Origin of the sequence: Arthrobacter crystallopoietes (assembly GCF_017603825.1) — a bacterium.
GTDB lineage: Bacteria > Actinomycetota > Actinomycetes > Actinomycetales > Micrococcaceae > Crystallibacter > Crystallibacter crystallopoietes_B.
Genome location: NZ_CP072014.1, coordinates 2,784,205 through 2,802,255, shown reverse-complemented (window position 1 = coordinate 2,802,255; position 18,051 = coordinate 2,784,205). Strand labels below are relative to the sequence as shown.

Genomic DNA, 18,051 nt, shown 5'->3' with positions numbered 1-18,051 from the left:
TTCTCCGCTTTCATACTGCCAAGGCTCCATCCCAAATCTGCTCCATCCGCACGAGCATCACGAAAATGGTCAGGCCCACCGCACCCAGGATCAGGTTGCTCCAGCGGGTTCGTTCCAGAATGGACCACCAGAAGGCCGCGACCGGCACCAGCAGGGCGGTAATCCAGTACCCCCAAAACTCCCAGACCTCTCCCGCGACTGACTCTCCCCCGGCCTGCCGCACAATGGCGGCGATACCGTACACCAGCAGGAAGAGTTCGACGGCGGCTACCGAGAGGATCGTGATGTCATTGGGCGGCTGCCTAATCACCGCAGCGACAATGCAGATCAGTGCGGCGAGAAGGCAAACAATTGCTCCGGTAATGAAAAAACCGTCGACGACCACTAACGCTTACCCTCATCATTCCCGGCGGCAAACACCAGCAGGGGCTTGGCGGTTTCGCCCTTGTTTTCCAAAAGTGCAATCAAAGTCCCATCCGGCGCAAACGCTGCCACCGGCGCCGGGTCCTGCCCGGCGGAGATCCGCCGTCCATGGGAAAGATCGGCTGCTTCGGCGTCGTTCAGTTCACGTGCCGGGAACAGTGCGCGCGCAGCATCGTCCAGCTCGAGCATCTGCAGTTCCTCTGCCAGTTGCTCCAGCGTTGCTGCGGCCTCGATGCTGTACGGCCCGACCTGTGTGCGGCGAAGGGCTGTCAGATGCCCTCCCACCCCCAGCGCAGTGCCGAGGTCGCGTGCGAGGGCCCGGATGTACGTTCCGGACGAGCATTCCACGGTTACGTCCACGTCGAGCAGTTTGCCGCCGCGTTCGCGCCGGATCCGATGGATGTCGAAACGGCTGACAGTCACCGGCCGGGCAGCCAGTTTCACCTCATTGCCGGCCCGGACCCGTGCATAGGACCGCTCACCATTGACCTTGATGGCGGAAACGCTGCTGGGCACCTGCTGGATTTCTCCCGTCAGCGTGGCGACGGCGGCGTGGATCTCCTGCTCGGTGACCGCGGCGGCAATGGTTTCGCTGAGGACGTCCCCCTCGGCGTCGTCCGTGACAGTCGACTGGCCCAGTCTGATGGTTGCAGTGTAGGTCTTCGAGGTGCCCACAATGTAAGTCAGCAGCCGGGTCGCCCGGTTGACGCCCACCACCAGCACGCCGGTGGCCATCGGGTCCAGGGTGCCTGCGTGGCCCACTTTTCGGGTCCCCGCCAGTCGCCGCATGCGGCCCACCACGTCATGGCTGGTCCACCCCTGCGGCTTGTCCACGATTATTAGTCCTGAACGGACCGGCCCGGAATTCACGCCTTTCAGTATATGGGGTTGGCGGCCTGGTCCAGTCACGCCGGCGGCGGCCCCGGGTACCTCAGTACTCCGTTTTGGCATCGAGTTGTTCCCAGCTGCGGAAGGGTTCTTGCGAGGTCGGCACCACAATCTGTTCCACCGGCATGAGACTAAGATCTCCCCGGCCCTGGATGTAGTCATAGAAGGCGGCGTCGTCAAAGCCGGCCCGGGCTGCATCGTGGCGGTCGGCGGCAAAGAACACCCGGTCCAGCCTTGACCAGAGCGCAGCGGAGAGGCACAGCGGACAGGGTTCGCAACTGCTGTAGAGGGAGCAGCCGGCGAGATTGAAGGTTCCGAGTTCGCTGCAGGCATGGCGGATAGCCACGACTTCTGCGTGCGCCGTCGGGTCATTGTTGGCGGTCACGCGGTTGCTGCCCTCGAAAATCCTTCCGTCAGGGGCCACCACAATCGCGCCGAAGGGGCCGCCTTCGGCATCGACGTTTCGCATGGCCAGGGCAACTGTCCGGGCCAGATATTCGGCTACGCGATCAGCATTGTTTTCCATGGTTTCCTTTAATCCTTTGATCGTTGACAGCGGGATGACGCAGGACTACCTTGACCCTACTGCTATCACGGAAGCATCCGTTGGGGAGCACCGAGGGCCGCCGGTGCTGTTGCCTCATAGGCATTACCATCTTCATCCAACAGGCCCCATCCGTGCCTGCCGGGCACGCCTGCCGGTCATGCACAGGAGCAATAGCTGTGAAAAGCACCAAGCTATACATCGCCTTGCCCATCGCCCTTGGAATGGTTCTGACCTCCGGGATCGCCCCAGGCAACGCGGCGCACGGTGATCACGATTCCCGTCCGCGCCACGTCGAAACACTCACCGTGGATCCCCCGCTGTTCTCGCCGTTGAGCCTGGCTACCGGCAGGCACAACACCGAGGTCTACGTGACGCAAAACTTCGCCGGCACCCTCGACCGCATCACTGAGGACGGGGACTTGCGCAAGGTCTATAAGACGGCAAAGAAGGGAACGGAAGTCGGCGCGGTATCGCGCTTCCGCGACACCTTGTATTTCATGGAGGGTACCGGTGCCGGCGAACACGATCCGGCACCGAACGTCCAGGTGATCAAGTCCCGGTCGGATGACGGCAGGGTCCATGACATCGCCGATGTTGCCAAGCATGAGGCCAAGCATAATCCGGACGGGAAGGTGACCTACGGCTTCCGCCACGTCGACAGCAAGAGCTGCCTCGACCAGATCAAGATGCCCATGGACCGGCCCGACAAATACAAAGGCAGCGTGGATTCGCACGCATATGCCACGGCGGTGAACCGGCGCAGCATCTTTGTGGCCGATGCCGGTGCCAACGCGGTCTTCAGGATCAACAAGGATTCCGAACGGGTGAGGACCGTTGCGGTACTTCCCGCGACCAAGGTCAAAATCACCGAGGAACTCGCCCGGGAGAAGAAACTGCCGGACTGTGTTATCGGTGAACGTCTGTATCTTGAGCCGGTACCTACCGACGTAGAAATCGGCGACGACGGTTGGCTGTACGTCAGCACGCTACCCGGCGGGGCCGAAGACACCAGCTGGGGAGAGCTCGGCGCCGTCTACAAGGTCCACCCGTGGACGCGAAAGACTATCGATATAGCGGACGGATTCGCCGGCGCCACCGGGCTGGCGTTGAGCAGGCGCGGGGATATTTACGTGGCCGAGATGTTCGGCGACAAGATCTCCGTCGTCAGAGAGGGCAGCGAGAGAGTGCGTACCTTCCTCAAGACCAAAGTCCCGGGAGCGGTGGAGATCAAGGGCCGGACCCTTTACGCCACCATGAACGCTGCACCGCAGATGCCCGCGGCCGGACAGGTGATCAAGGTCCGTCTCCGGTAAGAGCACGGCGTCGCGCCGGTTGCAGCAACTATCCGGCTGCCGGCGGAACCCAGAAGGCGGCAGACGTAAGGTCTGCCGCCTTCTGCACTGCGGATCGGCGTAGGCTACTTGGCTGCCTCGTCCGGTTCGTCGGTAAAGCCCTCTTCGTCGTCGTCCTCTTCGTCCTTGCGGTAAGGATCGGACTCGCCGGCGAAAACTGCTCCCTCTGCCAGGGCCGCAACCTCAGCATCGCGGGCCTTGGCGGCCCGCAGCAGTTCTTCCAGATGACTGGCGTTAACCGGGATCTCGTCCGGAACGAACTCCAGGGTCGGGGTCAGCCGTACCGTGATGTTCTTGCCCACCTCGGAGCGCAGGACGCCTTTCGCGGACTCCAGCGCCTTGCGGGTGTCCGCTTGCTGGGTCTCGTCGCCGAAAACCGTGTAGTAAAGCGTGGCGTGCTGCAAGTCGTTGGTGACGCGGGCGTCCGTAATGGTGACAAATCCGAGACGCGGGTCCTTGACCCTGCGCTCCAGCGCTTGTGCAACCACAACTTTAATTCGGTCTGCCAGTTTTGCGGCGCGTGCTGGATCGGCCATAGCCCCTCCTCATGGTGTGTTGGTGAAGGTGCAGGCGCCCGGCGGTCATGACCGCCAGGCGCCTGCATTGGAGAATCCCTAGGCGCGCGGCTTCTCGCGCATCTCGAAGGTCTCGATCATGTCGCCTTCCTTCAGGTCGTTGAACGACCCCAGGCCGATACCGCACTCGAAGCCTTCGCGGACCTCGGTGGCGTCATCCTTGAACCGCTTCAACGAGTCAACGTTGAGGTTGTCGCCGATGATCTTGCCATCGCGGCTAACACGGGCCTTGGTATTACGCCGGATGATGCCGGAGCGGACGATGGAACCTGCGATGTTTCCGTGCTTGGACGAACGGAAGATCTCGCGGATTTCAGCCGTACCAAGCTGGAACTCTTCGTATTCCGGCTTGAGCATGCCCTTGAGGGCCAGCTCGATATCGTCGATAGCCGAGTAGATGACCGAGTAGAAGCGCATGTCAACGCCCTCGCGGTCAGCCAGTTCAGCCACGCGCTCGGCGGGCTTGACGTTGAACCCGATGATGATCGCGTTGTCGACCGTCGCCAGGTTGACGTCGTTCTGCGTAATGGCACCGACACCGCGGTGGATGACGCGCAGCTGCACATCTTCACCAACGTCGATCTTGAGCAGCGAGTCTTCCAGAGCTTCAACCGCACCGGAAACGTCACCCTTGAGGATGAGGTTGAGAGTGTCAACCTTGCCCTCGGCAACAGCCTTGTCGAAGTCTTCCAGGCTGATGCGCTTGCGGCGCTTGGCCAGGGCGGCGTTACGGTCCGCAGCCTCACGCTTCTCAGCGATCTGGCGGGCAGTCCGCTCGTCGTCGGTAACCAGGAAGGTGTCGCCGGCACGCGGCACGGTAGACAGACCCAGTACCTGGACCGGCCGGGACGGCTCCGCGGCTTCGACCGTGTCGCCGTTCTCGTTGAACATGGCGCGGACGCGGCCGTGGGCAATACCGGCAACGATCGTGTCACCTACATGCAGCGTTCCGGACTGGACCAGCACGGTTGCCACCGCACCACGGCCCTTGTCCAGGTTCGCTTCGATGGCGATACCACGGGCGTCCTTGTTCGGGTTGGCGCGCAGGTCCAGCGCAGCGTCTGCTGTCAGCAGCACGGCCGAGAGCAGATCGTCGATGTTCAGGTTCTGACGGGCAGAAACGTCCACAAACATCGTGTCGCCGCCGTACTCTTCCGGAACCAAACCGTACTCGGTCAGCTGGCCGCGGATCTTGTCCGGGTTGGCGCCTTCCTTGTCGATCTTGTTCACAGCGACCACGATCGGCACATTGGCAGCCTGGGCGTGGTTGAGCGCCTCGACGGTCTGCGGCATCACGCCGTCATCGGCTGCGACTACCAGGATGGCGATGTCGGTGACCTTTGCGCCACGGGCACGCATGGCGGTGAACGCCTCGTGGCCCGGAGTATCGATAAAGGTGATCCGACGGTCGCGTCCATCGTGCTCGACGCCGATCTGGTAGGCACCAATGTGCTGGGTAATGCCGCCGTGCTCGCCTTCGACAACCTTGGTGTTGCGGATTGCGTCGAGCAGTCGTGTCTTACCGTGGTCAACGTGGCCCATGACCGTGACAACGGCCGCACGCTTCTCCAGCTCTTCATCGCCCTCAGCCTCGAGTTCGGCTTCGAGGTCGATGTCGAAGGAGTCCAGCAGCTCGCGCTCTTCGTCTTCGGGGGAAACAACCTGGATCTTGTAACCCAGTTCCTCACCCAGTAGTTCGAAGGTTTCCTCGTCCAGCGACTGCGTGGCCGTGGCCATTTCGCCGAGGTGGAACAGCACGGTGACCAGTGCGGCCGGGTTGGCCTCGATCTTGTCGGCGAAGTCCGTGATCGAAGAACCACGGCGCAGGCGCACAACAGTACTGCCGTCGCCGCGGGGTACGCTCACGCCGCCCAGCGACGGAGCACTCATCTGCTCCAGTTCCTGGCGCTTGGCGCGCTTGGACTTGCGCTGCTTGCCGCGGCCGGCGCCTCCCTTACCGAATGCACCCTGGGTGCCACCGCGTCCGCGGCCACCCTTGCCGAAGCCACCACCGGCCGGGGCACCGCCACCGGGACCGCCGGTGCCTGGACGTCCGGGAGCACCCGGACGGCCCGGAGCACCGCCGCGGCCGGCAGGTGCCGGACGCTCGGTACGGTTGGGCATCATGCCCGGGGTCGGACGTGCGCCGCCGGGACCGCCGCCCGGACGGGGAGCGCCGGGACCGCCGCCCGGACGGGGAGCACCCGGACGCGGAGCACCCGGACGGGGCGCACCCGGACGCGGAGCACCGGGGCGGGGACCGCCCTGGCCTGCAGCCGGACGCGGTCCGCCCTGTCCCGCTGCCGCCGGACGGGGAGCCCCGTCACGGCCGCCGCGGGGCATGCCTTGGGAAGTTGCAAAAGGATTGTTTCCCGGACGCGGTGCACGCTCGCCATCACGCTCGCGGTCGCCACGGGCGCCGCGGGGCATGCCCTGCGAGGTTGCAAACGGGTTGTTCCCGGGGCGGGGGGCGCCGCCTGCACGGGTGCCGCCTGGACGCGGAGCAGCGGCGCCGGGCTTGGCTGGTGCTGCTGCTCCTGGTTTCGCCGGTGCCGGAGTGTCGGCCTTGGCAGCCGGTGCCGCCGGCGCGGCCGGAGCCGGAGCCTGGGGAGCCGACGCTGCAGGAGCAGCGGGAGCCGGAGCCTGGGCGGCCGGAGCTGCAGGCGCTGCGGGAACACTGGGTGCGGCCGGCTGTGCGGCAGCCGGCTTCGCTTCGGTTTTGGGCCCGGGCGTCGGAGCAGCCGCCGGCTTCGGTGCAGCCTTGGCTGCCGGAGCGGGGGAAGCGTTCTTCGCCGGAGCGGCGGGATAGGCGTCGCGAAGTTTCTTCACGACCGGAGCCTCAATCGTGGATGAGGCGGACCGGACGAATTCGCCCAGTTCCTGCAGTTTTGCTACTGCATCTTTCGAGGTAATACCGAGCTCTTTTGCGAGCTCGTGTACGCGGACCTTGGCCACATTTCTCCTGTCTCGGTCCGCACCGAGCCAGGCACGAACCGTCTATTTCTTGCTGCGGCCTTTTGCGCCGTGCAGAACGCACATCGCACTCAGACCGTGGGCAGCGCACAACAGATAAGTCATCGTTGGGCACTCATCACTTGGCACTCATCGGGTTTCCATCAGTTTTCTGACCCGCTTTCAGGTTGGACGGTTGGTGTGATCCGGTCGCGTTTTCCACGGCCGGATCAAGTGCTTGGAAGTAGCCTTCCACGGCACGGCTATCAACTTTACCCCTAAAGGCCCTGTTGAAGGCACGCCGCTTCACAGCCATTGCCAGGCATTCGGGTTGGGGATGCAGCCAAGCACCCCGCCCGGGCAGGCGGCGAAATTGATCCACGACAACGGTGCTGGCACCATCTGCTGTGACCAAACGCAGCAAACCGGCCTGATCATCCCGACGGCGGCAACCCACGCAGGTACGCTGCGGCGAAGCCACAACGGTGTCCTGCTGGCGGGAATCATGCCCACCGGGCTGGAAGTCGGAAGACCGGACCATGTTTATTCTAGCGCTTTCCCTAGCCAGTCTACGAACTGGAGCAGCGGCCGCAGTGCCGGAGGCTACTGCTGGACCGCCACGGCGTCGGACACGATGTCGATCCGCCAGCCGGTGAGCTTGGCAGCCAAACGGGCATTCTGGCCTTCTTTGCCGATGGCGAGGGACAGCTGGTAGTCCGGCACGACCACCCGTGCGGCACGCAGGTCAGCGTCCGTGATGGTGACCGAAGACACGCGCGAGGGAGAGAGGGCATTGCCGATGAACGTTGCCGGATCCTCGCTGAAGTCCACGATGTCGATCTTCTCATCGTGAAGTTCGGTCATGACGGCGCGAACGCGCGAACCCATCTCGCCAATGCAGGCGCCCTTGGCGTTGAGGCCGGGAATGTTGGCCTTCACAGCGATCTTGGTGCGGTGGCCGGCCTCGCGCGCCAGCGCCACGATCTCGACGCTGTTGTCCGCGATCTCCGGGACTTCCAGTTCAAAGAGCTTGCGGACCAAGCCCGGGTGCGAGCGGGACAACGTGATTGAGGGACCCTTCATGCCGCGGTGCACATCCACCACATAGGCACGCAGGCGGGCGCCATGCGGGTACTTCTCCCCCGGCACCTGTTCAGGCGGCGGCAGCAGTGCCTCGACGGTGCCGAGGTCAACTTGGATCATGTTGGGATTGTGGCCCTGCTGGATCAGCCCGGAGACGAGCTCGCCCTCCTTGCCACGGAAAATGCCGAGCACATTGTCATCCTCGGCGTCCCGCAGCCGCTGCAGAATGATCTGGCGCGCGGTGGAAGCCGCAATGCGGCCGAACCCGCTCGGGGTATCGTCGAACTCGCCGACAACTGTGCCGTCCTCGTCAATTTCGGCGGCCCAGATGGTCACATGGCCGCTCTTGCGGTCCAGCTCGGCACGGGCCTTATCGATCGAACCCGGCGTCTTGTGGTAAGCCACCAGCAGCGCCTGCTCGATCGTGGGAATGAGCAGGTCCAGGGGGATTTCGCGTTCACGTTCCAGGAACCGCAGGGCGCTCATGTCGATATCCATGTCAGGCCTCCTCATCTTCTAGTTCGCCGCGCATCTGAGCTGCGGCCAGGTCTTCATCCAGGTGGGTGAATTCTATTTCCACCTTGCCGCTGCGGATGTTCGCAAAGGCCAGTTGGACGGGTTCCCCGTGCTTGGGCTTCATGCCCTTCTTTACGGGAATGTCGGGCCGTATCGTGACGGAATCGTCCCCGACTTCCAGCAGTCGTCCGGTGACGTTGTCGCCGTCGAGAACTTTCACCGACACCTTGCGGCCGAGATTGCGGCGCCAGTGCCGCGGCTCGGTCAGCGGTCGGCTCACGCCGGGGGAAGAAACTTCAAGGTCATAGGGGGCGCCCTCATCATGCGGGTCCTCGTCCAGCGCGGCGGACAGGCTCTGCGAGACCTCCGCAATCTTGTCCAGGCTCACACCGCCCTGCTGGTCCTCGGGCAGATCCACGATCACGTGTACGGTGCGCTGGTTTCCGGCGATGCGCACTTCGATGTCTTCCAAGTACAGGTCGCTGGCAGCCACGGTGGGGGCCAATAGTTCCTTCAGCCGCGACGCTTCCAATTGGGTCTGGGCGCCGGATGGTTTCCCCGACTGGAACACGCCGGTGTGATCGGGTCGATCCGCCATAGCTGCCTCCCGCTAGATGTTGTTGTAGCTACTAGACTAGCGACTTTCTCAAGCCCTCGTGACACGCTGATGAGCCACGCGCCGCACCGTGTGGTGCGTCCGTGCCTGCTGCCATGACATTATCAACTGTTGTGGGAACAACGTCAGGACGGCCGGCCAAGGGCACGGCCGGAACCAAGGCCGGCGGCAGAGCCGGCCGCTTTTTCCGGCGCACCTTACTGCTTTTGCTTGCCGCCGCACTGGTCGTCAGCATCGGCACCGTCGTCACCAGCCTGGAGACTGTCCCTCCCCCGCTGAGCACCACCGAGCAGGCACGCCTCGACGCCGGGCAGCGGCTTCTGGCAGTAGCCGGAGATCTTCGTCACCTCGCCTCGGTAGAGGGCGATTCAAACAACGACGACGGCGCCTCGGCAGCCCTGCTGGCTGCCGCTTCCATGCTGGAACAGCAGGCCGGACTGTTCCCGCTGCAGACCATCTGGCCGTCAGGAGCCGCCGCCCCGGATTCCGATCCCGGGAACGGTCCCGGGAACGGTCCCGGCATCCTCGATGCAGAGGCACCCAGCCCCACCCCCACCAGGCCGGCCTCGCGCGAAGCCGGGGCACCGACCCTCGATGGCACGCTCCAACGGCTGGCCTCGACCTCCCGTTTCCTGCTCTCCGCGTCCTTGGAGGTGGATCCCGGCCTTGCACGCCTGCTGGCCTCCGTCGGCGCGTCGGCCTACAACCAGGCATCCTTGCTGCACGAGGCTTATCCGGACACCGCTCAGCCCATTCCCTGGAATTCCGAAGTGGTGGATCCGCCGGACGAATGCGGGCGGCCCGACGCTGAAGACCAGGAGTCCCAATCTTCGGCGCCCGGGGGCGAACTGCCTGCGGAAGCACAGGCCGTATCCGCCGTCGTTGTGAGTGAATACAAGCTGGCGTTCCTGTACCAGACCGCGCTGCCCCGGATCACGGGTGCACATCGTGAAGCCGCGGCCGAGAACTATGCCGCGCATCGGGACCTGATGGAACGCTGGGAGGAGCTGGCCGAGGACGGCTGCGTGGATCTGCCGCTGCGCGAGCCTGCCTATGCACTTCCCGAAGGCTTCCTCGACGAGCCGTGGCGGGAGCTCGGCGAGGCGGAGCGCGAGGCTGCGCTGGCGCTGGGAGACCTGGTGGCCCTAGGCGACGGCACGCTGCAGGCGGCCGCAGCCTCGGACCTGCAGCGAGCGGCCGAGCGGATCGCTGCCACGACCGGAGAAGCGCCGCTCACCCCCGGCCTCGACCTTCGGGCAAGCGGCAATGCAGTCTCCCCTTCCGATACGTCCGAATCGCCGGCGCCGGCCGGGAAGGACGGCCCGCAATGATCCCGATGGAGCTCCCGGCCGACCTGCGGCTCAACGCGCTGCAGTTGCCCGGCGGCTCCCGCTGGCTCCAGAAGTTCAACAATCTGTGCGCCGCCGTGCTCGAAAGCTGGCAGTTGGAGGCGGACCCCGCCGGCGGGGGCCCCTGGTTCGGGCAGCTGGCGGCAGTGGTGCCGGTGCGCACCCCGTCCGGCACACCCGCGGTGCTGAAGCTCGCGGTCCCCCACGATGAAGCGCTGCTCGAGCCCGCTGCGCTGCGGATCTGGGACGGCCGCGGTGCCGTGGCCCTCCTGCGCACCGGGGAGGACCCTTTTGTGCAGCTGCTCGAGCGGCTGGACGGCGACCGGTCCCTGCTCGATGTCCCGCTGGACGGGACGGCGGCGGTCTGGGGACCGTTGGTGCGGCAGCTGCACCGGTCCCCCGAAGCGGCGGAAGAATGGCCGCCCTTTGAAACCGTAGCGGCGACGGCCGAGCAGTGGTCGGATTCTCTCCCTGCGGACTGGTCCGCGCTCGGCGAGCCCTTTGACCGCTGGCTGCTCGAATGCGCCCTGGAGGTCTGCCAGGTCCGGGGCACGGTGGGGCGCCGTGAAGCCCGTGATGTTCTGGTCCACACCGACCTGCATTACGGGAACGTGCTGGCCCGGATGCATCCTGCAGGCAGTTTCGCGGCCATCGGTCCGAAGCCCATGCTGGGCGAGGCGGAATTCGAGGTGGCGCCGATGCTCTGGAACCGGATACCGGACCTGCATGCCACGGATCCGGAAACCCATCTGGTCCGCCGGTGCGAGGAACTCTGCGCGGCGGCAGAGCTGCAGACGGAGACCGCACGGCAGTGGAGCATCGTCCGCGAGGTGGCGAACGCACTGGACTATCTGCAGCGCGGCAACAGCGGCCATGCACAACGCTCCCTCTGGGTTGCCTCCACGCTCGCCGGACGAACCCTCCCCGGGCTTCCGCCTGCACACGAACTGCCACTGCCGTAAGCGGGGCCCCACCGCGGCATGCCCGGCGGCCTAAGCGCCCGGGTGCCCCAGGAAGTTCTCCTGCACCACGTCGTAGCCCAGCTTGATGATCAGGGCCGCGACCACGAGCAGGAAGACCACACGGATGAATTTGCTGCCCTGGGTTACCGCCATCCGGGCGCCCAGGTAGCCGCCGGCCATGTTCGCCAGGCCCAGAATCAGGCCGAGTCCCCACAGCAGGGCACCGCTGGGCAGGAAGAACAGCAGCGCGCCGAAGTTGGTGGCCATGTTCACGATCTTGGCCTTCGCACTGGCGGCCAGGAAATTATAGCCGAGCATGGCCACCATCGCGATGATCAGGAACGAGCCCGTTCCCGGGCCGATCAGCCCGTCGTAAAACCCGATGACCAGTCCGATGCCGGCAGCGGTGCCGAAATGCCGCGCCCCGGTGTAGCGCAGTTTGGTGAGGGTGCCCGCGGTCGGACGCAGGGCAGTGAAAATTGCGACGGCGATGAGCGCCGCTACAATGATCGGCTTGAACACTTCAGAGGGCAGCACCGTGGCGACGATCGCGCCGCCGAAGCTGCCCGCCAGCGCGACGGCGGCCATGGGCAGCGCGGTCTTCAGGTCGGGGTGGGCGCGCCGGTAGTACGTGATGGCGCTCGTAGTGGTCCCGAAAATCGAGCCCATCTTGTTAGTCGCCAGCGCCTGCACGGGGCTGATGCCGGGCACCAGCAGCAGGGCCGGCAACTGGATCAGGCCGCCGCCACCGACCACTGCATCAACCCATCCGGCGGCGAAACCGGCCACCACCACAAGGATGATGGTGGCCAGTTCCAGTTCCTCCAGTCCGGAGATCACTTCCCGGCGAGGGCGGCCACCTGTGCGACCGCGTCCTCCAAGGGCACGTTCTGCGCTTCGCCGGTGGCGCGCTCCTTGACCTCGACGACGCCGTCGGCCAGGCCGCGGCCGACCACGAGGATGGTCGGCACACCGATGAGTTCCGCGTCGCCGAACTTCACGCCGGGGGAAACCTTGGGCCGGTCATCGTAGATGACCTCCAGTCCGGCGGCCGCGAGCTCTTCGGAGAGCTTGTTCGCGGCATCGAAGATTTCCGGTCCGCGGCCGGTTGCCACCACGTGCACGTCGGCAGGGGCAACGTTGCGCGGCCAGATCAGCCCCTTGTCGTCGTGGTTGGATTCGGCCAGGGCAGCTACGGCGCGGGTGACGCCGACGCCGTACGAACCCATGGTGACGGTGGCCAGTTTGCCGTTCTTGTCCAGCACCTGCAGCCCCAGCGCCTCGGCGTACTTGCGGCCCAGCTGGAAGATATGGCCCATCTCGATGCCGCGTGCGGCCTCCAACGGACCGGAGCCGTCAGGGGCTTCGTCGCCGGCGCGTACGTCAACGCACTCGATGACGCCGTCCCAGGTGAAGTCGCGGCCGGCCACCAGGCCGAAGACGTGCTTGCCGTCAACGTTGGCACCGGTGATCCAGCTGGTCCCGGAGACCACGCGCGGGTCCACGAGATACAGCAGTCCCGTCTTGCCTTCGGTGCCGAGCACCGCGGCGTTCAGGCTTTCGCCGGGGCCGATGTAGCCCCGGACCAATCCAGGGTGCTTCTTGAGATCGTCGTCGTTTGCAGCCTCGATGCCGATCTCCCCGCCAATCGGCAGGAAGCCGCCGATATTGGCTTCAACGCGCTTGAGGTCCACGGCACGGTCGCCTGGCACACCGAGCACCACAACCTGGCGTTCCCCGGTGGGCAGCGTGACGGCCAGGACCACGTTCTTCAACGTGTCGGCAGCCGTCCATTCGCCCTCCGGACGCGGCGCCAGCTCGTTGGCGGCGGCCACCAGGGTGTCGATGGTCGGGGTGGCAGGGGTGTCCTTGACCTCGGCCTCGGGCGCGTTGGTGAAGTCGATCTCCGCCGGGACCACGGTGGTGACCGCTTCGACGTTGGCCGCGTAGCCGCCTGCCGAGCGGACGAAAGTGTCTTCGCCGACCTCGGTCGGGTGCAGGAACTCCTCGCTCTTGGAGCCGCCCATGGCACCTGCGGTGGCCTTCACGGGCACAACTTCGAGTCCCAGCCGCTCGAAAATACGCAAATAGGCGCCGCGGTGGGCCTGGTAGCTGTCCTCGAGTCCGGCGTCGTCAATGTCGAAGGAATACGAATCCTTCATGATGAACTCCCGACCGCGCAGCAGCCCGGCCCGGGGGCGGGCCTCGTCGCGGTACTTGGTCTGGATCTGGTAAAGGCAGACGGGCAGATCCTTGTACGACGAGTACAGATCCTTGACCAGCAGCGTGAACATTTCCTCGTGCGTGGGAGCCAGCAGGTAATCCGCGCCCTTGCGGTCCTGCAGGCGGAAGAGCCCTTCGCCGTACTCAGTCCAGCGGTTGGTTGCCTCGTACGGTTCGCGCGGCAGCAGCGCCGGGAAATGGACCTCCTGGGCCCCGATGGACGACATCTCCTCGCGGATGATGGTTTCCACCTTGGCCAGGACCTTCAGCCCCAGCGGCAGCCAGGAGTAGATGCCCGGAGCCGCGCGGCGGATATACCCGGCGCGCACCAGCAACCGGTGGCTGGCCACCTCGGCATCGACGGGATCTTCGCGCAGTGTGCGCAGGAACAGGGTGGAGAGTCGCAGGACCACGCTTGGTTTCCGTTTCTAAAGTTCGTTGTGTCGCAACAGCAGATCAGTAACTAATCCTACGGTCGCCGGACGGTTCGGGTGAATTTGCGGCAGGGTGTCGCCGGCAGCGCATCCTGTTGGCTGGCAGCTTCTTAGAAGAGCACGGTGGCGAAGGTGCCGACCTGCTCAAAGCCCACACGCCGGTAGGCGGCAACGGCGCGCTGGTTGTAGTCGTTGACGTACAGGCTCGCCACCGGGGCAAATCTGCGTGAAAGCTCGACGACGGCGGCCATGTACGCTGCCGCAAGTCCGTTGCCGCGATAGGCCGGGTTCATCCAAACGCCCTGGATCTGCACGGCATCGGCCGACACGTTGCCCAGCTCGGCCTTGAAAACCACTTCGCCGCCGGGTGCGCGGTAGATCAGGGAATGCCCCTTGTCGATCAGGCTCCGCACCCGCTGGCGGTAGTGGTGTCCGCCGGCAGCCATCGGGGAATAGCCGACTTCCTCTTCGAACATGGCCACGCAGGCCGGCAGCAGCACGTCCAGGTCCGCCCCGGTGGAGAAGCGGACCGCCGGATCCGCAGCCACGGCGGGCTTGCCGCGCAGTTCCATCAGCGGTTGATTGGGCCGGACGTCGAAGGGCCGGGTGGAATTGTGCTGGAAGGTACTCCAGATGCCGAGCACGGCTTCCGCCGGACCGAAGATGGACGACGTCCGGCGGTTGCTGGAGGCCAGGAACTGGCCGAGGTTGGCGCCCTGTTCCGCGGTGAGCGCCGTGGGGACCAGGTTGACCCCGCTCCAGCACGCACCGGCCAGAGCGCCGTCGGCGAAGTAGCCGAGGATTTCGGCGCCCGAGGGGGTGGGCGCGGCGGTTTTTGCTGATTCCAGATGCGCGGCGAGGAAGACGTTTGAGACGGGATCCTGTTTCACCAACTCCCAGAGACGAGGCGTGTCCGCGTCGTCGAGGACCCGGATTTCGGCATGCCCCAGCGCCGCCGCGGCTTCGCAGCCGGAATCCGTGCGCAGCCGGTTAGCTGACGTTAACCACGGGGCTACCCTTGACAGCATTTTCGCCATCGGTCTCCCCCATTTCCTCCGCAATTCTCATTGCTTCTTCGATGAGTGTCTCAACAATCTGGTCCTCGGGCACAGTCTTGATGACTTCGCCCTTCACAAAGATCTGGCCCTTGCCGTTGCCGGAGGCTACGCCCAGGTCCGCCTCGCGGGCTTCACCGGGTCCGTTGACAACACAGCCCATGACAGCCACGCGCAGCGGAACTTCCATGCCTTCGAGTCCGGCAGTGACCTGGTCGGCGAGCGTGTAGACATCCACCTGGGCGCGGCCGCAGGACGGGCAGGACACAATTTCCAGCTTGCGCGGACGCAGGTTCAGCGACTGCAGGATCTGGTTGCCCACCTTGATCTCCTCTACCGGCGGTGCCGAGAGGGAAACACGGATGGTGTCGCCGATGCCCTTGGACAGCAGGGCACCGAAAGCGGTGGCGGACTTGATCGTGCCCTGGAAAGCCGGACCGGCCTCGGTAACACCCAAATGCAGCGGCCAGTCGCCGCGCTCCGCCAGCAGTTCGTACGCGCGGACCATCACCACCGGATCATTGTGCTTGACGGAGATCTTGAAGTCGTGGAAGTCATGCTCTTCGAACAGCGAAGCTTCCCAGACCGCGGACTCCACCAAGGCCTCCGGGGTGGCCTTGCCGTACTTCTGCATCAGCCGGGGATCCAGCGAACCGGCGTTGACGCCGATCCGGATGGAGACTCCGGCGTCCTTGGCTGCCTTGGCGATCTCCTTGACCTGATCATCGAATTTGCGGATGTTGCCCGGGTTCACCCGCACGGCCGCACAGCCGGCGTCGATCGCAGCATAGACATACTTCGGCTGGAAGTGGATGTCGGCAATGACCGGGATCTGCGACTTCTTCGCGATGATGGGCAGCGCCTCGGCGTCGTCGGCGCTGGGGCAGGCCACCCGGACGATGTCGCAGCCCGACGCCGTCAGTTCGGCGATCTGCTGCAAGGTGGCGTTGATGTCCGTGGTGGGCGTGGTAGTCATGGACTGAACGCTGACCGGCGAGTCCGATCCAACGCCAACCGAGCCGACCTTGATCTGGCGCGTTTTACGGCGCGGTGCCAGAACAGGCAGCGGTGCGTTTGGCATTCCAAGGTTGACCGAGGTCAAAACATCCTCCAGGGGGCAGTTTGCAGAACAGCTTTCATTATCCTCCGCCAACCCGGATCTAGCGAAGATACCGGCCAGCTGTGGGAAAGATCATGCGTAGTCGGCGAAAGCTCCGGTCACGGGCTTCCACTCGGTTACCCGCAGGCCGGAAACAAAGTTCTGCACATTGAACGGGTCCTGCTTCAGTTCCTCCAGCAGGGCGGCTTCGCTCCCGGCGGTGAACAGCAGCAGCGCACCGGTGCCGTCGGCGTACGGGCCCGATGCCAGCAGACGGCCTTCGTTGACGAACCCCTTCAGCCATTCGCGGTGGGCGGCACGATGCGTGTCGCGGCCCTCTTCGGTATCGGCAGCGTAAACATACTCGACGGCAAAAACACTCATGCCGACACCTTACCTGCCCTCGAGGCCGGGTTTGTCATTGGTAGGACACGAACCAAGGCGCAGGTTTGACGTCGCCGTAGGTCTTCTCCGGGGAGAACATCGGGGTGTCTTCATCGTAGAAGTTCTTCCAGCCCATCCAGACGTCGTCGGGCAGGTCCTGCCGCAGCGCGCTCCAGGTCTCCATCTTCTGCCCGGGTCCCCCGTGGCCGTCGGCATGGATCACGACGGCGAGCTCGTCATGCCCGGTCTCAAGCTGCTCCCGGTTGGAGATCATCCGCAACTGGAACTGATGCAGGATCAGCACCTTCTGCGGCAGGCTGTTCCCGCGGGTCAACCGCGCCAGCCAGTCGCTGACCTCGTTGATCTCTGCTGCGGTCACCGAGCCGATCTGCTCCATATGCCGCTCGCCGTCCTGCAACCGCCACTCCGGGTCCAAGGCCAGGCCGACATGCGGTTCCTTGAGCAGTTCCTCGTAGGCCTTGGCCTGGGTGAGGAAGTCCGTTCGGCCGGGCTGCAGGTCCAGCACCACATACACGCCGGCTTCGCCTGCGGCGTCTACCCAGGTCCGCAGCAGGTCGATGTCCGTGGCGGAAGAATAATCGCCGTCTTCGCCGGCGGAGCCGGTGGCGACCGTGGCAATGATCTCGAACGCCGGAATTACCGGCTCGTCGCTCAGGTTCTTGTACTCCCCGGCCAGCTTCTTGGCCCGGGCGATGGCAGCCTCCACATCCTGTTCACCGAGGGCACCCAGCGCGGGACCGGACGGGTGGCCGTAGAGCGCAACCATCCGCCGCGTCGGGAAGGCCAGCATGCCTCCGCCGGGCAGTTCCGCTGCCGTTAGGGCGGTTTCGGTCCGGGCCGCGAACTGTGCCGTATTGCCGAAGTCCCCGCCGATGGCAAGAACGTTGTGCTCCGGTTCGGCGCGCAGGAAGTCCACGGTTTCGGGCGCGGCCCGGGGGTCGGCCGCAGCATCGACGTGGGTGCGCACACCGGCGGCTTGAAGCACCGCCATGGTGGCCGGGAGTTCCTTGCGGGCGTCCTCGTCGAGCAGGACAGAGTACGGGGACGCTTCTTCGGTACCCGCAACTTCATCCAGCGGTTGCTCCGGAGCAAGAATCCCGACGCCGCCCAGTACGCTTTCCCACTCCGCCGCGCCGGCGGCTCCGGCCGGCGCGCCGAAGGTCTTGACCTGGCGGACACCAAGCCGCTGCAGTTCGGCCTCAAGCCCGTCCCCGGCCAGCAGCAGGGGCACTCCGGCAGGACCGGCCTCGGCGGCAGCCGCTTCGATGGCAGCGGCATCCCCTTCCGGGGCCACCACAGCCACCGGGCTGGACTGGAACAGGGTTTGGCTGGCGGCCAGCGCCGCCTCGGCGTCGCTCCCGGTGATGACGGCAGGCTCCGCGGCGGCAGTGTTGAGATAGACCCGGTTTTCGTCCCGGTCGGACCCGTTGTCCGCTGCGGTCCCGGACGCACCGGACCTGCCGTTCTGCCCGGCCGTACACCCGCTCAGCACCAGCGCCGCGGCCAGTGCCGACGCGGCCAGTGCCCGGGGCAAGCCGGGCTTACCGCTGCCGTGCTTGGACATGCCACCTC

General features: G+C 65.3%; 17 protein-coding genes. 3 read left to right on the top strand and 14 right to left on the bottom strand.

Going from position 1 to position 18,051, the window contains the following annotated elements; all coding sequences use genetic code 11:
- Positions 1–10 precede the first annotated feature (10 nt).
- From J5251_RS12875 to J5251_RS12865, 3 genes are all read right to left on the bottom strand, one after another.
- Entirely contained in the window at positions 11–385 is a 375-nt protein-coding gene (locus J5251_RS12875; protein WP_139005980.1) for a hypothetical protein, read from the bottom strand.
- Positions 385–1,293 (bottom strand): tRNA pseudouridine(55) synthase TruB, encoded by a 909-nt coding sequence (gene truB / locus J5251_RS12870; protein ID WP_276608395.1) that lies wholly within the window; start codon positions 1,291–1,293, stop codon positions 385–387. Before truB ends, J5251_RS12875 begins: the two co-directional genes overlap by 1 nt.
- Positions 1,294–1,354: 61 nt before the next feature.
- Complete coding sequence (locus J5251_RS12865; protein WP_139005978.1) at positions 1,355–1,837, bottom strand: nucleoside deaminase; 483 nt, start codon at positions 1,835–1,837, stop codon at positions 1,355–1,357.
- 197 nt (positions 1,838–2,034) lie between these two features.
- Between J5251_RS12865 and J5251_RS12860 the strand changes: the two genes are divergently transcribed.
- Positions 2,035–3,171 carry a ScyD/ScyE family protein gene (locus J5251_RS12860; RefSeq protein WP_208574193.1) on the top strand — a complete coding sequence of 379 codons (1,137 nt, stop codon included), beginning with the start codon at positions 2,035–2,037 and terminating at the stop codon, positions 3,169–3,171.
- Positions 3,172–3,275: 104 nt separating this feature from the next.
- Here the strand turns inward: J5251_RS12860 and rbfA are convergent, their stop codons facing one another.
- The 5 genes from rbfA to rimP form a co-directional block, all read right to left on the bottom strand.
- On the bottom strand, positions 3,276–3,746 hold the full coding sequence (gene rbfA, locus J5251_RS12855; RefSeq protein WP_139005976.1) for a 30S ribosome-binding factor RbfA: 471 nt from the start codon (positions 3,744–3,746) through the stop codon (positions 3,276–3,278).
- A 78-nt stretch (positions 3,747–3,824) separates the two neighbouring features.
- Positions 3,825–6,740, bottom strand: a complete 2,916-nt coding sequence (gene infB / locus J5251_RS12850) for a translation initiation factor IF-2 (protein WP_139005975.1) — start codon at positions 6,738–6,740, stop codon at positions 3,825–3,827.
- Between the two features lie 136 nt (positions 6,741–6,876).
- A complete protein-coding gene (locus J5251_RS12845) occupies positions 6,877–7,278 on the bottom strand; it encodes a YlxR family protein (RefSeq protein ID WP_139005974.1) in 402 nt (133 codons plus the stop codon).
- 62 nt (positions 7,279–7,340) lie between these two features.
- The gene (gene nusA / locus J5251_RS12840) at positions 7,341–8,318 is read right to left on the bottom strand and encodes a transcription termination factor NusA (protein ID WP_208574192.1); all 978 of its coding nucleotides are present in this window, start codon (positions 8,316–8,318) and stop codon (positions 7,341–7,343) included.
- A gap of 1 nt (position 8,319) precedes the next feature.
- A complete protein-coding gene (gene rimP, locus J5251_RS12835; protein ID WP_139005972.1) occupies positions 8,320–8,934 on the bottom strand; it encodes a ribosome maturation factor RimP in 615 nt (204 codons plus the stop codon).
- 113 nt (positions 8,935–9,047) lie between these two features.
- Here rimP and J5251_RS12830 point away from each other — a divergent pair, with 113 nt between their 5' ends.
- Together J5251_RS12830 and J5251_RS12825 are read left to right on the top strand one after the other, a co-directional pair.
- On the top strand, positions 9,048–10,283 hold the full coding sequence (locus J5251_RS12830; protein ID WP_208574191.1) for a DUF4439 domain-containing protein: 1,236 nt from the start codon (positions 9,048–9,050) through the stop codon (positions 10,281–10,283).
- Positions 10,280–11,263: an aminoglycoside phosphotransferase family protein gene (locus J5251_RS12825; RefSeq protein ID WP_208574190.1), complete on the top strand. Its 984-nt coding sequence runs from the start codon at positions 10,280–10,282 to the stop codon at positions 11,261–11,263. The genes J5251_RS12830 and J5251_RS12825 overlap by 4 nt, the downstream gene beginning before the upstream one ends.
- Before the next feature lie 30 nt (positions 11,264–11,293).
- Here J5251_RS12825 and J5251_RS12820 read toward each other — a convergent pair whose 3' ends face one another.
- From J5251_RS12820 to J5251_RS12795, 6 genes are all read right to left on the bottom strand, one after another.
- Complete coding sequence (locus tag J5251_RS12820; protein ID WP_139005969.1) at positions 11,294–12,103, bottom strand: TSUP family transporter; 810 nt, start codon at positions 12,101–12,103, stop codon at positions 11,294–11,296.
- Positions 12,100–13,899, bottom strand: coding sequence for a proline--tRNA ligase (locus J5251_RS12815; RefSeq protein WP_208574189.1), 1,800 nt, complete (start codon positions 13,897–13,899; stop codon positions 12,100–12,102). The genes J5251_RS12820 and J5251_RS12815 overlap by 4 nt, the downstream gene beginning before the upstream one ends.
- A 131-nt stretch (positions 13,900–14,030) precedes the next feature.
- The gene (locus tag J5251_RS12810) at positions 14,031–14,957 is read right to left on the bottom strand and encodes a GNAT family N-acetyltransferase (RefSeq protein ID WP_432264399.1); all 927 of its coding nucleotides are present in this window, start codon (positions 14,955–14,957) and stop codon (positions 14,031–14,033) included.
- Positions 14,911–16,077, bottom strand: a complete 1,167-nt coding sequence (ispG, locus tag J5251_RS12805) for a flavodoxin-dependent (E)-4-hydroxy-3-methylbut-2-enyl-diphosphate synthase (protein ID WP_139005967.1) — start codon at positions 16,075–16,077, stop codon at positions 14,911–14,913. Before ispG ends, J5251_RS12810 begins: the two co-directional genes overlap by 47 nt.
- A 90-nt stretch (positions 16,078–16,167) precedes the next feature.
- Positions 16,168–16,458 (bottom strand): YciI family protein, encoded by a 291-nt coding sequence (locus tag J5251_RS12800; protein WP_139005966.1) that lies wholly within the window; start codon positions 16,456–16,458, stop codon positions 16,168–16,170.
- 34 nt (positions 16,459–16,492) lie between these two features.
- Complete coding sequence (locus J5251_RS12795; RefSeq protein ID WP_208574188.1) at positions 16,493–18,043, bottom strand: hypothetical protein; 1,551 nt, start codon at positions 18,041–18,043, stop codon at positions 16,493–16,495.
- Positions 18,044–18,051: the final 8 nt, after the last annotated feature.